Genomic DNA, 14,241 nt, shown 5'->3' with positions numbered 1-14,241 from the left:
TACGAAACCGTCTCCATCGGAGTTGTCCTTACGGAGGTTGGCGGATACAACCTCGAGCAACACCAACCGTGAGCTCCGGTTGAGTTTCCTCGGCCGCTCCGACCGCACAGGTTCACCGGAGCCGCCCTCGGACTCCGCGGTGCGGGGGCGGGATGCTGGGGCGCGGTCGGTGGTTCGGTCACCGAGCCGGCACGGTCAGGAGCGTGGACACGCCGCAGTGCGCGCTGCGGGAGACCTGGGGCGGGTAGCGGCCGGGGACGCTCGTCCCGCGGTGACCGGGTCCGGCCCCGTTCTGGAAGGCCCTTTCCGGCGGAGGAGGTGAGGCGCTGCGATGCCCATTGTTTCCGCTCCGGGGCCAGGGGCAGGTGGATGAGTGAGTGCCTACGAAGGGACCGACATGAGTGCCGGAGAGAAGGTCAAGGCCAAGACCGAGCAGGTCGTCGGGAAGGCCGTGAGGAAGGTGGCCCACGCGGTGGGCAACCAGACCACCGAAGCCAAGGGGGCCGCGTTGGAGGCCCGGGGCAAGGCCCGGGACATCAAGGAGAGGTCGAAGGACAGCTTCAGGCGCTGACCACGCCACGCCGTGGGCGGAGCGGGTGCGAGCCTCGGGCAGGTTCGTGCGCCCGGCGGTGCGGAGCTGGGCGTGGCGTCGCTACGGCGTGCCCCCGGCCCCGATCGCGTCGCATCAGCCCGTTCCGGCGCTCACGCGTGCGGCGGCGACTTCTGCCACTCGTGCTCCGGCGCTGATCTCCGCCCGCACCTCCCGGTAAGGCGCCTGCCCCGCCGCAACCAAAGGCAGTGATCACTGCTGATCCGCCCCGTCCGTGGCGGGGCGGAGGCGTCGGCGAGGCCTGCGCCGGCACGTTCACCTGGTGGGGCAACATCACCTACAGCCGCGCCGACGTCCCCGGCCCGACGGCAGACACCGGTTGGAGCCTCAAGTTCTTCGAGTAGGGCGGCAGGGGCGGTCGAGGTCCCGTGGAACCGAGGCCTGATCGACAGCCGGACGCGAAGTTCTGCGTGGGCAAGGACTGCCTGGCCCGCTGAGGTCACCACTCGGGACGACGGGATGAACTCCGGCCGCCCCTCGTACGGCCGGCCCTGCACCGACCGGCCCGATATTCGGCTGCGGCGGTCCGTGAGACCTCCCATACTGAGCGGGCTCGAACTCCCACGTCCCGAAGGAACACCTCCGCGTGCAGGCCGCCGTCACCGTCACTCCCGCCCGGATTCCCGACCTGCTGCTCGGGCTCGCCACCGTGCGGCCCGTGTTCCTGTGGGGCGCGCCCGGCATCGGCAAGTCGTCGCTCGTACGCGGCTTCGCCGAGTCGCTGGGACTGGAGTGCGTCAGTCTCCTCGGGACGCAGCTCGCACCGGAGGACCTGATCGGCGTGCCGCAGATCCGTGACGGGCGATCCGTGTTCTGCCCGCCGGAGAGCATCGCCCGCGACGAACCGTACTGCCTCTTCCTCGATGAGCTGAACGCCGCCAGCCCCGACGTCCAGAAGGCCTTCTACTCGCTGATCCTGGACCGGCGGATCGGTTCGTACGAGCTCCCCGCCGGCTCGATCGTGATCGGAGCCGGCAACCGCGCCACGGACAACGCGCTGGCGAGGCCCATCGCGTCCGCTCTGGTCAACCGGCTCACCCATGTCCATCTGCGGGCATCGGCAGCGGACTGGCTGGTGTGGGCGGGGGAGAACGGCATCCACCCCTGGGTGACGGACTATCTCATCGACCGCCCCGACCACCTGTGGTCGCAGCCGCCCAAGACCGAGGAGCCGTTCTCCACGCCCCGCTCCTGGCACATGCTCTCCGATGCCCTGCACTCCTTCGGACCGGACATCGATGAGGAGACGCTGAAGGTGATCGTGCACGGCACTCTGACGCCCGCGCATGCCGTCTCCTTCTGCGGCTACGCGAAGATCGTGCGCCATGCCTTCGGCATCGAGGCGATCCTCAAGGGCGACGCCTCCTGGCCCGCCCGGCTCGAGGACCGTGACCTCCTCTACTACCTGGCCGAGGCGTTCCGCGGACGGCTGGTGAAGGAGCTGCCACGGCAGAAGGAGCACGTCTCTGCGTCGATGCGGCAGACTTCCTACCGGGCCAAGTCGTTGCTCGTGCAGCTTGCGGAGATCTCGGTCGAGGTCGCGCAGACTGTCATCGCGGACGACGCCGACGGCCGGCCGGTGCTGCCCGCCTGGTTCCTGGTCGAGGCGGCACGTGACATGCCCCGGCTGGTCGAGGCCCGGCGATGAAGGCCACGGCAGGCGGGACGAACGGCAAGGGCGGCACGTCCGACTCGGCCGCCGAGGCGTTCGCGGCCGGGCTCGCGATGGTCAAGCGGAACCCGGCCTTCGCCGCCGTCGAGGCTTCCGTCTGCAGACAGGCCAAGTGTGCCTTGACCCCGGCCGGGGGACTGGCCGCCGTCACCTCCAACGGCACCGTCCACCTCCACCCCACCAAGCGGGCGGATCCGGCCGAATGGGCCTGGGTCCTTGCCCACTGCTTGCTGCATCTGGGCTTCGGGCATGTGCCGGCCGCCACGGACGACCCGCGCGAGCAGCCCGACCGGTTCGACCTCGCGGCCCGCTGCACGGTCGTCAACCGCTTCCTGCTCACCTTCCCGACAGGCCGTCCCCCTGGACACCTGCCGGAGTCCTATCCCGGCGGTGACGAGGCAGAGCTCGCCGCCCGCTGGCGCCGCGACGGCATCCCTGCCGCCTATGATCTCTGCGGCACTGCGGGTGGACACCCGGACCAGGTCCTCACGACGTGGCAGGCATGGAACACCTCTGTCCCGGACTGGGAGACCGCCTTCGCGCACGCCCTCACCCGGAGCGTCTCCACGGCCATGGACGTGGCGGGCGGACGCCTCGACCGCGTCACCGGTGAGCGCGCGCCGCAGAGCCCTTGGGACCGGGCCATGAACTGGTTCGTCTCCTCGTACCCGCTGCTGGGCGGACTCGCTGCGGGCCTCACTGTCGTGGCCGACGCCGAACTGGCCCGTGCGCAGGGCATCGCGATCGCCGCGGTCAGCTCTGCCGCAGGTGAGATCTACATCAACCCGCTGCGCACGTTCACCGACGAGGAATGGCGGTTCATCCTCGCCCACGAGATGCTGCACGCCGCGCTGCGCCACGGCGAACGCCGCGGTGGCCGCGACCCGTTCCTCTTCAACGTCGCGGCCGACTACGTCGTCAACGACTGGCTCGTCCAGATGCGCGTCGGCGACATGCCCGATGGGCTGCTGTACGACCCGGACCTGCGGGACCTGTCCGCCGAGGAGGTGTACGACCGTATCGCGGTCAACCTGCGCCGACAGCGGAGGCTCGCGACCCTGCGCGGCAAGGGTGCCGGTGACATCCTCGGCGAGGCGCTGCCGCACGCGGAGGCCCGCCCGTACACCGACCTGGACGAGTTCTACCGGCGAGGCCTGGTGCAGGGTTTCGATCTGCATCAGTACGGTGAGCGCGGCCTGCTGCCGGCCGGGCTGATCCAGGAGATCCGGGCACTGGCCCACCCGCCCGTGCCGTGGGATGCGAGGCTCGCCCGCTGGTTCGACGAGTACGTCCCCCGGCCGGAACCCGTACGCTCCTACGCCCGCCCGGCGCGGCGGCAGGCGTCGACACCGGATATCCCGCGCGCGGGCCGGTACTTCCCGCCTCAGGAGACGGCCCGCAGCACCTTCGGAGTCGTTCTCGACACCTCCGGCTCGATGAACAGCGCCGTGCTCGGCAAGGCACTCGGCGCCATTGCCTCGTACGCGGAGGCACGCGACGTACCCGCGGCGCGCGTGGTGTTCTGCGACGCGGCACCGTACGACGCCGGCTATCTGCCACCGGCCGAGATCGCCGGCCGGGTTCGGGTGCGCGGGCGTGGCGGTACCGCACTGCAGCCGGGCATCGACCTGTTGCAGAGGGCCGACGACTTCCCGCCGGCTGCCCCGATACTCGTCATCACTGACGGCTGGTGCGACACCCTGCGGATCCGGCGCGAGCACGCCTTCTTGATCCCGCAGGGGGCCTCTCTGCCGTTCACACCGCGCGGCCCGGTGTTCCGGTTGAGCTGAGGGTCCGGCGTCACGGGTTCTCGCGTGAAGGTCACTGAGCAACTCTGCGGAGAAATGACTGACAATGTCAGCCGCACAAAAGACCAGCTCATCATGCCTGCTGAGCACGAAAGATCCAGATAACGGCCTGCTCAGCAGACAGGTGCTCAACAAGCATGCCGAGGAACGTACGGCCCGCTGACCAGGCGAAAGAGGCACGTCACCGAACCGGAATCAAGATCGCCCCACTACCGCCAATTTCCGTTCCGATACTCCCCGAGGGCCGTTCACGCCCACGCCAGGCGCTCCCGGTCGTGCGCGATCAGGGGCCATTCAGGGCGCGGTGCGGAGCCGTCGACCAGGGGCGTACGTCAGATGCGGGGGAGCGGCCTGACGCTCTCGCGGATCACGATGTGCGTGCCCAGGACGTGCCGTTCGGGACCGGTGGCCGGCGGACCGTCCAGTGCGAGCCGGACCGCGGTGCGGCCCAGCTCCTCGGCGGGGATATGGACCGTGGTCAGCCGGGGGGTGACCTCGGCGGCCACCGGGTCGTCGTTGTAGCCCACGACGGAGATGTCCTCGGGTACCCGCAGCCCGCGCTCCTGGAGGGCGCGCATCGCGGCGGCCGCGCTCTCGTCGTCGCCCGCGACGACCGCGGTGAAGTCGGGCCGCCCGTCGCACGCGTCCAGGAGCCCGCGCATCACCTCGTACCCGGCGATCCGGCTGAAGTGGGTGCCGTGCAGCCGGGCCGCCGACGGCGGGAACCCGTGGTCGGCGAGGGCCTTGAGATATCCGGCGACGCGCGCCTCGCCCGTGGTGTGCCCCGGTTCGTACCCCAGCAGGACGATTTCGCGGTGTCCGGCGCCCAGCAGGTGGCTGGTGACGGCGTGCGCGCCCGCCTCGTTGTCGTACTCGACGACGATCGCGGGCACATCGGGTGCGGGTGTGGGCCGGCCGCAGAGCACCAGACGCGAACCGGCGGCGGCGAGCGCCTGGGCGTACTGCGCCATCCGCGCCCGGTACTCCTCGTCCTCCGCGACCCCGCCGACCAGCACCACGGCCTCCGCCGCCTGCTCGCGCATCATCTGCACGACGGCGAGTTCGCGGGCCGGGTCGCCCCCGGTCGTACACACCAGACAGAGGCGGTCGCGCTTGGCACTCTCCTCCTCCACGCCTTGGGCGACCTTCGCATAGAACGGGCTGGTGACCTGGGAGATGAGGACGGCGACGGTCTTGCGACCGGTGCCGGCCAGAGCGCGGGCGTGCGGGTTGATCACGTAGTCGAGGTCCTTGACCGCACGAAGCACCTTCGTCCGGGCACCGGCCGAGGTCGCATGGGTGCCGGACAGGACCCGGGAGGCGGTCGCCACCGAGACCCCGGCACGCGCCGCCACATCACGGATGGTGACCCGTCCCCCCACCACTGCCCCCTCTTGTCGTTCGCCGCCCCGGGTGGCAGCCCTCGCAGCTGTCACCCGGGACCATCTTGCCCTACCTGCTGGTCAGTGGGTCGACTCGAACTCCTTCATCAGTTCGTCTGCGGCCTTGGCGCCGCCCTGGTTGCGCCACTTCTTGTAGATGGAGTCCCAGTCGGAGAGCTTGCTGCGGCCGGAGATGATGGCGGTGGTCCCGTCCTTGAGGAGCTGGCCGAGGGTCGCGTTGTGCTTGCTGAGGGTCTCCGAGACCAGGCCCGCACTGTCGTTGGGCTTCATCATCGGCATCACCTTCTGCTCCCAGGCGTGCACCCGCTTGGTGAGTTCGGGGTCGCCGGGTACGAACAGCACGGTGGGGGCGTCGCAGAGGTAGGCGAACGGCACATTGATCTTGTTCTCGATCAGGCCGAGCGAGGTCAGGATGGGACTGCCGGTCGCGTCGCGGGTGAAGTGGGTGCCCTCGACGCCGAAGTGCATCAGCTGGTACTCCTCGGAGCCGAACGGCGAGGCCAGCCAGTCGAGGACCCGCAGGAGCAGTTTGATGCGGTCCTTCGACGCCTTCTTGAAGTAGGTGCCACCGAAATAGCCGGTGTTCTGCTGGTAGTGGGGGGTCGCGCCGCTGACGGTGTACGGGGTGAGGACGTCGAGTTCGTATGCGCCCTTGATGCCCTGCTGGGCCGGGAGCAGGGATCCGGCGAAACCGTCCGCCATGGAGAGCAGGGTGCCGTTGTAGAAGAGGGTCTTGATGTCGACGGTGGAGGTGGAGGAGGCGTCCGGGTAGAACACCTTGTCGTTGTTCCTGGCGACCAGGTACTCCAGCGTCGCCTTGAACTCCTCGGTGCCCCACATGTCGACGGCTTTGCCGTCCTTGATCTCCCAGTCGTTGGGGGCGCCGTGCCACATGGCGTGGGTCTTGTGCCCGTAAACGGTGGACATGGACGAGCCGAGCGCGAACTTCTTCGACGTCGAGGCCTCCTTCACCACGGCCGCGAAGTCCGCGGCGGACATCCCCGGCTTGTAGCCGGCGGCGTCGAAGGCGGTGCGGTTGATGAAGATGGCCTCGTTCGGCTTCGGGCGTTCGATGGGTACGCCGTAGAGCCGGCCCGCGATCCGGCCCAGGCCCTGCCAGGAGTAGGTGGGAATGTTGGCGAGGTTGGGGTACTCCTTGATCGCGTCGCCCGACAGGAACTCGGTGAGATCGGCGCAGCGTGCCCGTACGAACTGTTCCTTGCTGGGCAGTACATGGCCGCCGCCGACATTGATGATGTCGGGCAGGTCGCCACCCGCGATGACGGTCGCCATCTTGGCGTCGAAGTCCGCGTCGGGCACGACGGTGAACTCGATCTCCACGCCGAGGGCTTCGTTCATCGCGGCCCAGTACTTGTTCTGGGAGGCGGGCTTGGGTGGGGTGCCGTAGGTGATCGTGATGACCTTGATCTTCTCGCCCCTGCCGGGCTTGTCGGCCACCGCCGTGACCAGCTTGTCGGGGTAGCGGGTGTACCCGGCCTGTACGCCGCTGGCGGACGGTGCGAGTTCGGGCGCGGGTACGGGGGCGGCGACGTAGGCGGGCCAGGGCGCCAGCTTCGTACCGGCGTTGCTGACCTGACGGTCCTTGGAGCTGGTGGAGCACGCGGTCAGTCCGGCGGGGGCGGCGATCGCGGCGCCACCGGCGGCGATGGAGCGCAGCAGGGTGCGGCGCGAGAGGGAGGAGGACATGGCGAGGTAGACCCTTCGAGTCGGCTCTGGGGCTGGGGTGTCGGAGAGGTGGGCGTCAGCTCTTGATGGCGCCGGTGAGCACGCCCTTGGTGAAGTACTTCTGCAGGAAGGGGTAGACGATCAGGATGGGTACGGTCGCGATCACGAGCACTGCCATCTGCGTCGTCTGCGGCGCGGAGATCATGCCCGCCTCGCTGGCCCCGGTGTCGGCGATCTGTGCGCCACCGATGACGTAGGTGCGCAGGACCTGCTGGAGCGGCCAGTGGTCGGAGTTCATGTAGATCGAGGCATGGAACCAGGCGTTCCAGTAGCTCACCGCGTAGAAGAGGCCGACGACCGAGAGCGCGGCCTTGGACAGCGGCAGCACGATGCGCCACAGGGTCTGCCAGTCGCCCGCGCCGTCCAGGCGGGCGGCTTCGTACAGCTCTTCGGGGATCCCCTGGAAGAAGCCGCGCAGGACCACGAGGTTGAAGACGTTGATGAGCACGGGCGCGATCAGTGCGGCGTAGTTGTCGAGCAGGCCCATCCCCTTGACCAGGAGGAAGGCCGGGATCATGCCGGGCGGAAAGAGGAAGGTGAAGAGGATGAGCATCAGGGCCGGCTTGGCGCCGAAGACCTTGGGGCGGCTCAGTGCGTACGCGAGGAACGTCGTGCAGGCGAGCGAGAGGAGCGTCCCGAAAAGGGTGACGCCGACGCTCACCCCGAGCGCCTCGGTGACGATGCCGCCGTCGAGGATCTGCCGGTAGGCGCGGGTGGTCGGGTGAGAGGGCCAGAGCACCCAGCCGCCGTTGTCGACCACCTCCTGGTTGGAGGCGAGGCTGGTGGAGACGATCACCAGGAAGGGAATCAGGACCAGGACGAGCAGGACGGCGACGGCGACGGCCTTGCCCGCCTGGGTGACGGGCCTGGGCTTCTCCGCCCAGGCGGGACGGATGTGCCGGGCCGGGCGTGCGCGATGTGCGGCGGTGGTCACTTGTAGATCCCCTGCTCTCCGAGCCGGTGTGCGACCCTGTTGGCCGCGAAGACGAGAGCCGCGCCGACGACTCCCTTGAAGAGGCCCGCCGCGGCCGCGTAGCCGGTGTCGCCGCCGACCAGGCCCTGCCAGAAGACGAAGGTGTCGAGGATCTCCCCGGCGCCGGGTCCCACCGTGGACCGTTGCAGCAGCATCTGCTCGAAGCCGACGGACAGTACGTCACCGAGCCGCATGATCAGCACCAGCACGATGACGGGCCTGATGGACGGCAGGGTGACGTGCCAGAAGCGGCGCCAGGGGCCGGCGCCGTCGATGGCGGCCGCTTCGTAACTCTGCTCGTCGACCTGCATCAGGGCGGCGAGGAAGATGATCGTGCCCCAGCCGGCGTCCTTCCAGACGACCTGGGCGACGACGAGCGGCTTGTATGCGTCGGGGTTGCCGATGATGTCGACCGTGTGCAGCCCGGCATCGCCCAGCGCACTGTTCAACAGGCCTGTCGAACCGAGAACTTGCTGGAAGAGGGCGACGACGATGACCCAGGACAGGAAGTGCGGCAGGTAGACCACGGACTGCACGAAGCGGCGCAGCAGGTCCGAGGTGAGGCCGTGCAGCAGCAGGGCGATGGCCAGCGGTACGGGGAAGAAGAAGATCAGTTGGAGCAGGGCGATCGCCAGGGTGTTCCAGGTGGCGTGCCAGAAGTCGGGGTCCCCGAACATCCGGCTGAAGTTCTCGACGCCGACCCAGGGGCTGGCCCACAGTCCGTCGAACGGCACGTACTCCTTGAACGCCACGACGTTGCCGATGAAGGCGCCGTAGTGGAAGAGCAGGAAGTACGCCATCCCCGGGAGCATCAGCAGCACCAGGGTCCGACTCGACTGGAAACGCTTCCACCACTGACTATCCGAAGGAATGGTCGAGTTGGGGGGATACATCCGCTCGATGGGTGGCTCAACCGCTCCGCCGCCGGTCCGATTCTCTGTCACCGTGGGCACGGCAACCCCTCCGTCGTGGGAACAAGGTGCGAGGAATCTAAAGCGGTTACATGAGGCGGTCAACCCATCGCGTCCTTACATCTCTTGACCTCATGTGAGAAATCGCTCTAACCTCCTGCACTGTTGTGGAACCGGTTACAGGAAGAGAGTGGGCATCCGTGGCCGACCGACCAACCACCGCGCTGGCCATGGGCTCTGACGTAGCCCGGGCGGTGTTCACACCCGTGCTGCGTGAACGGCTCCGGCGCTGCGTCGACTTGGCGGACGAACCGCTGACCGGATCGCTCACCGGAAAAGAGGCGGGTACCGTCCTCGCCGATACCCAGCTCCTGATCACCGGCTGGGGCTGCCCGCCGCTCGCCGCGGACGTACTGGCCCTGGCGCCACGGCTGCAGGCGGTCGTCCACTCCGCGGGATCCGTCAAGAGTCTGGTCACGGAGGCGGTGTGGGAGCGCGGTCTGCTCGTCTCCTCGGCGGCGGACGCCAACGCGGGCCCCGTCGTGGACTACACCGTCGCCGTCATCACGCTCGCCTCGAAACGTGCCCTGTCCACCGCCGCGCGCTACGGGGAGGGCTGGCCTGCATTCTCGGAGCGGGAGGGCGCGGACGGCCGGACTGTCGGCATCATCGGCGCCTCCCGTATCGGCCGCGGCGTGCTCGCCCGGCTCTCCACTTCGGACAGCGACTACCGACTTCTGCTCACCGACCCCTACGTCACCGGACGGGAGGCCGCATCCCTGGGCGCTGAGCTGGTCCCGCTCGACGAACTCTGCCGCCGCAGCTCGGTGGTGAGCATCCATGCCCCCCAACTACCCGAAACGCAGCATCTGATGGACGCGGCGATGCTGGCGCTCGTCCCGGACGGCGCTACCGTCGTCAACACGGCCCGCGGCAGCCTGCTCGACACCGACGCCCTGACTCGCGAGTGCGCCTCGGGCCGTCTGGACGCCTTCCTCGACGTCACCGACCCGGAGCCGCTCCCCGCCGGCCATCCCCTCCTCGCGCTCCCCAACGTCCTGACCACCCCGCATCTTGCGGGTGCCCAGGGCAGCGAGGTGCGCCGACTCGGCGTCTACGCCGTCGAGGAGGCGGAGCGCTTCGCCCGCGGGCAGCCCCTGCGCGGCGGCCTCGGGCGAGCCGACCTGACACGGCTCGCCTGAGGCCGCTCACCGGCGACGTGGGATGCGAGAGCGTCGGCCCCGCCGTGCGCCCCCTGGTGACCGCCCGGTGCCGTCGGGGGCCGGTTGATGTGCCGGTCCGCCGCCGTCGCACCCCGTGGTGTGCGACGGCGGACCGCCTCGGCATCGTCCCGGGTGACCAAGGTGTGGGCGGCCGGCACGATGGCGAGGGCGCCCAGGGTGCGCCCGGCGCGCCAGATCCCGCCCTACCCGCGCACCGACCAGGCAACTCGCGGCAGGCTGCTCAACCCCGGCTACACCGCCGCCGAGACCGCCGCCGCGGACGCCAGTTCGCGCAGGTCACCGGTAGCGCGTCGGGCCCGGCGGGCTTACGCGAAGCCGACGATGCCGCGCGGGCTGTAGTGCTCCTCGAGGCGCTCGCACTCGTCGTCGCTCAGCCGCAGGTCGACCGACGCGACGGCGTCGTCCAGGTGCTGCGGCTTGGTCGCACCGACGATCGGCGCAGTCACCCCCGGCTGCCGCAGCAGCCAGGCCAGCGCGACCTGGGCGCGGGTGACACCGCGCTCGTCCGCGATCGCCGCGACGGCGTCCACGATGTGCCGGTCGGTGTCCTGGTAGAGGGTCTTGCCGAACTCGTCGGTCTCGCTGCGCGCGCTGGTGGTGTCCCAGGCCCTGGTGAGCCGGCCGCGGGCCAGCGGGCTCCACGGGATGACCCCGACACCCTGGTCGGCGCACAGCGGCAGCATCTCCCGCTCCTCCTCGCGGTAGAGCAGGTTGTAGTGGTTCTGCATGCTGACGAAACGTGTCCAGCCGTGCCGCTCGGCGACGTACTGCGCCTTGGAGAACTGCCATGCGTACATCGAACTCGCCCCGATGTAGCGGGCCTTGCCTGCCTTCACTACGTCGTGCAGGGCCTCCATGGTCTCCTCGATCGGCGTCGTCCGGTCCCAGCGGTGGATCTGGTAGAGGTCGACGTAGTCGGTGCCCAGCCGGCGCAGGCTGTGGTCGATCTCGGTCATGATCGCCTTGCGGGACAGCCCGCCACCGTTGGGCCCGGGCCGCATCGGGCCGTGCACCTTGGTGGCCAGCACGATCTCGTCGCGGCGGGCGAAGTCGGCAAGCGCCCGGCCGACGATCTCCTCGCTGGTGCCGTCGGAGTAGACGTTCGCGGTGTCGAAGAAGTTGATCCCCGCCTCGACGGCCTGCCGTACGAAGGGCCGGCTGGCCTCTTCATCCAGCGTCCAGCCGTGGTCACCGCGGTCGGCGACGCCGTAGCTCATACAACCCAGGCAGATGCGGGAGACGTCGAGACCGGTCGTGCCGAGTTTCAGATAGTCCATGGCCACCCACCCTACGTCGCGTCCGGTCGCCCTCACGGGGGCGAGGCACCAGGCGAGCACCGCGGGCCAGGGACCGTACACCGGGACAGGGTTGGGATGGCCTCCGCCGGGCGCCCTGGCGCGGCCGGGACCGCCGGGGCACACTCTTCGACGCGTGAGTGGAGGGCGTTCGACCCATCGGCTCGGCGCCCGCGCGCGCAGGCTGCGTCGCGAGCGGCCGTGGGCTCCCTGTTCGTCACCCGCTTTGCTCTGCCGTACTGCCTTGCGGCTAGTTTGTGTGCAGGACAGGTACGCAGGCCCGTGGTGGCAGAGGCGCACGGGGGACGGGAGGTCGGGAAGAGTGTCGCTGCGCGGAGGTGACCCAGCCGAGATCGGCGGCTATCCGCTCGAGGCGCGGCTCGGCTCGGGTGGCATGGGCACGGTCTTTCTGGCCCGTACGAGTTCGGGGCGACCTGTCGCGATCAAACTGATCCACCAGCAGTTCGCGGGGGACGACGAGTTCCGCATCCGTTTCCGACAGGAGGTGGCGGCGGCGAGGCGGGTGAGCGGGGCGTTCACCGCCGCGGTGGTCGACGCCGCCCCTGAGGCCGAGCAGCCGTGGATGGCGACGACCTATATCGAGGGCCACACGCTGGCCCAGCGCATCGCTACGAAGGGCCCGCTGAACGGAGCGGAGCTGAGGAGGCTTGCCATCGGGCTGGCGGAGGCGCTGCGCGACATCCACCGGGTGGGGGTCGTCCACCGTGACCTGAAGCCGTCGAACGTCGTGCTCTCGCCCGAGGGGCCGCGCGTCATCGACTTCGGTATTTCGCGCGCTGTGGACCAGCAGACGCTGACGATGACAGGGCGGGTCATCGGTACGCCGCCCTTCATGTCGCCGGAGCAGTTGCAGGCGCCGCGTGACGTGGGGCCGCGGTCCGATGTCTTCTCGCTCGGGACGCTGCTGGTGTACGCAGCGACGGGCCACGGGCCCTTCGACGCGGACAGCCCGTACATGACGGCGTATCAGGTGGTGCACGAGGAGCCGTCGCTGGGTGCCGTACCGGTGGCTCTGCGTGCGGTCGTCGAGTCGTGCCTGGACAAGGAGCCAGAGGGACGCCCCTCGGCGGACGAACTCCTGGTGCTGCTGCGGGACCTGCCGGCCGACCTCGGCGGGACCGACGCGAACGGGGTCGGCGCGGGCCGCACCCGCGACATGATCACCCAGCATCACCTCGCGACGCGAGCCACACCGGCGCCGAATGCCCCGGACGGTCCCGACACAGGGAGCACCGGCAGTTCCATCGGCCGCCGTCTGCGCGGCCGATGGCGGCCTGTGCTCGCGGCCGCGGTCGCGGTGGCAGCGATCGGCGGGGGAGTCGCCGCGCTGCAGGCGGGTGGCCCCAGCGGCGACAGCGGCGGCGACAAGGGCGACAGCGTTGCGGTGCCGGGTGCCAAACTTCCGGACGGCTTCGAGTCGTGGCGCAAGACCGTGCAGGGCGGTCGCGAGGACATCCCCGACGAGCTGCGTTGCGTCGCGCGTGGCGACGCGCGTGGCAACGCGCTGTTCTGCGGGGGCGGCGGTGTTGTCGCGACCCGTATCAGGCCCCGGGACGGCTCGCGGGTGTGGACGGCGAAGAGCCCGGGCGTCCCCGTCCAGGGCATGCACCTGGTGGGCGCCACCGACGACACGGTGCTCGGTTACCGCTTCGCCGCCGAGGACGCCCCGCAGGACCCGCCCAGCGAGGTGGTGGCCATCGACGCGAACAACGGCCGGGAGCTGTGGTCCGTGCCGTCCGGTGCCCGGTCGAGGGCCGTCACGGGCCGGACCGAGGACGCCATGGTGGTCGGTTCCGCCGTCGTGACGGTCGACGCCTCCAACTCCCGCTTCGAGGCCCGGGATGCGAACAGCGGTGAGGTCGCCTGGACGACGTCGTTCCCCGCGGGTACGCAGTGTGCTCCCGTTCCGGTGGGTCCACAGCTATTCGCGATGTGCGCGACGGATGCGGAGGTGGAGGCCTCAGAGGTGCGCCACCCCACCCTGTACGCGGTCGACCGCGACTCGGGGACGCTGGGCAGGCCCATCGCGGTCGACGGACCCGCGGTGCCGATGGGCGTCGCCGACGGCGGACTCGTACTTCTTCAGGTGCACATGGAGGGAACGGCGCTGGCCGGGTACGACGGGGTGGCGCGGGTGGACCCGGCCTCGCGGAAGGTCACGTACTCCCGACTGGCCAAGACGTACGCGGGGACACCCGGCATGGCGGACGGCACTGTCTACGTGAGCAGGCAGACCGGTCTCGTCACGGCGCTCGACCCGGCGACCGGCAGGATGAAGTGGTCGCGGCAGACGGGCGTGGAGGGTGCGTCGGGTCCCGTGGCGGGGGCCGACGCGCTGTATTTCAGCTCGGCCACCGGCCGGGTGGTCGCGCTGTCGCCGTACGACGGCAAACCCCTGTGGACAACGGATCCGCAGGTTGATGGTTTCACGGGCGAGCAGGGCGCAAGCCCGCGCGTGACCGTTGCGGGGCGTGCGGTGATCGTGGCCGCGGCCGAGAACACTCTCTTCGCCTTCGACGGGCAGAAGCCGCCCAAGTCGGGCTGACCCCGGCGGCACC

At 69.8% G+C, this 14,241-nt stretch carries 11 protein-coding genes; 6 read left to right on the top strand and 5 right to left on the bottom strand.

The window, feature by feature from the left end; translation table 11 throughout:
* Positions 1–397 precede the first annotated feature (397 nt).
* From ACFYP5_RS27380 to ACFYP5_RS27365, 4 genes are all read left to right on the top strand, one after another.
* Positions 398–571, top strand: a complete 174-nt coding sequence (locus ACFYP5_RS27380; protein ID WP_389040959.1) for a hypothetical protein — start codon at positions 398–400, stop codon at positions 569–571.
* Between the two features lie 227 nt (positions 572–798).
* The gene (locus tag ACFYP5_RS27375) at positions 799–954 is read left to right on the top strand and encodes a hypothetical protein (RefSeq protein ID WP_389041283.1); all 156 of its coding nucleotides are present in this window, start codon (positions 799–801) and stop codon (positions 952–954) included.
* 242 nt (positions 955–1,196) lie between these two features.
* A complete protein-coding gene (locus ACFYP5_RS27370) occupies positions 1,197–2,258 on the top strand; it encodes an ATP-binding protein (protein WP_389040957.1) in 1,062 nt (353 codons plus the stop codon).
* Complete coding sequence (locus ACFYP5_RS27365) at positions 2,255–4,072, top strand: hypothetical protein (RefSeq protein WP_389040955.1); 1,818 nt, start codon at positions 2,255–2,257, stop codon at positions 4,070–4,072. The genes ACFYP5_RS27370 and ACFYP5_RS27365 overlap by 4 nt, the downstream gene beginning before the upstream one ends.
* 350 nt (positions 4,073–4,422) lie before the next feature.
* Here ACFYP5_RS27365 and ACFYP5_RS27360 read toward each other — a convergent pair whose 3' ends face one another.
* The 4 genes from ACFYP5_RS27360 to ACFYP5_RS27345 all read right to left on the bottom strand — a co-directional run bounded on the left by ACFYP5_RS27360 (position 4,423) and on the right by ACFYP5_RS27345 (position 9,012).
* Positions 4,423–5,445 (bottom strand): LacI family DNA-binding transcriptional regulator, encoded by a 1,023-nt coding sequence (locus ACFYP5_RS27360; protein ID WP_389040953.1) that lies wholly within the window; start codon positions 5,443–5,445, stop codon positions 4,423–4,425.
* Positions 5,446–5,553: 108 nt separating this feature from the next.
* The gene (locus tag ACFYP5_RS27355) at positions 5,554–7,200 is read right to left on the bottom strand and encodes an extracellular solute-binding protein (protein ID WP_389040951.1); all 1,647 of its coding nucleotides are present in this window, start codon (positions 7,198–7,200) and stop codon (positions 5,554–5,556) included.
* Positions 7,201–7,255: 55 nt separating this feature from the next.
* Complete coding sequence (locus ACFYP5_RS27350) at positions 7,256–8,173, bottom strand: carbohydrate ABC transporter permease (protein ID WP_389040949.1); 918 nt, start codon at positions 8,171–8,173, stop codon at positions 7,256–7,258.
* Positions 8,170–9,012, bottom strand: coding sequence for an ABC transporter permease (locus ACFYP5_RS27345; protein ID WP_389040947.1), 843 nt, complete (start codon positions 9,010–9,012; stop codon positions 8,170–8,172). The genes ACFYP5_RS27350 and ACFYP5_RS27345 overlap by 4 nt, the downstream gene beginning before the upstream one ends.
* A 341-nt stretch (positions 9,013–9,353) precedes the next feature.
* On the opposite strand from ACFYP5_RS27345, the gene ACFYP5_RS27340 reads away from it, so the two are divergent.
* On the top strand, positions 9,354–10,325 hold the full coding sequence (locus tag ACFYP5_RS27340) for a hydroxyacid dehydrogenase (protein ID WP_389041266.1): 972 nt from the start codon (positions 9,354–9,356) through the stop codon (positions 10,323–10,325).
* 347 nt (positions 10,326–10,672) lie between these two features.
* Here ACFYP5_RS27340 and ACFYP5_RS27335 read toward each other — a convergent pair whose 3' ends face one another.
* Positions 10,673–11,644: an aldo/keto reductase gene (locus ACFYP5_RS27335; protein WP_389040945.1), complete on the bottom strand. Its 972-nt coding sequence runs from the start codon at positions 11,642–11,644 to the stop codon at positions 10,673–10,675.
* A 340-nt stretch (positions 11,645–11,984) separates the two neighbouring features.
* Here ACFYP5_RS27335 and ACFYP5_RS27330 point away from each other — a divergent pair, with 340 nt between their 5' ends.
* Positions 11,985–14,228 carry a serine/threonine-protein kinase gene (locus ACFYP5_RS27330; protein WP_389040943.1) on the top strand — a complete coding sequence of 748 codons (2,244 nt, stop codon included), beginning with the start codon at positions 11,985–11,987 and terminating at the stop codon, positions 14,226–14,228.
* The last annotated feature ends 13 nt before the right edge of the window (positions 14,229–14,241 follow it).

This window comes from Streptomyces sp. NPDC005262, from assembly GCF_042872425.1.
Lineage (GTDB): Bacteria > Actinomycetota > Actinomycetes > Streptomycetales > Streptomycetaceae > Streptomyces.
Note: the sequence above shows the minus strand (reverse complement) of the source record. Positions and strands in the feature narration are given on the sequence as shown.

Coding starts and splice junctions, on each gene's coding strand:
- ACFYP5_RS27345 (WP_389040947.1), bottom strand. CDS start 9,012: ATGGCGTACTTCCTGCTCTTCCACTACGGCGCCTTCATCGGCAACGTC.
- ACFYP5_RS27380 (WP_389040959.1), top strand. CDS start 398: ATGAGTGCCGGAGAGAAGGTCAAGGCCAAGACCGAGCAGGTCGTCGGG.
- ACFYP5_RS27365 (WP_389040955.1), top strand. CDS start 2,255: ATGAAGGCCACGGCAGGCGGGACGAACGGCAAGGGCGGCACGTCCGAC.
- ACFYP5_RS27335 (WP_389040945.1), bottom strand. CDS start 11,644: ATGGACTATCTGAAACTCGGCACGACCGGTCTCGACGTCTCCCGCATC.
- ACFYP5_RS27340 (WP_389041266.1), top strand. CDS start 9,354: ATGGGCTCTGACGTAGCCCGGGCGGTGTTCACACCCGTGCTGCGTGAA.
- ACFYP5_RS27355 (WP_389040951.1), bottom strand. CDS start 7,200: ATGTCCTCCTCCCTCTCGCGCCGCACCCTGCTGCGCTCCATCGCCGCC.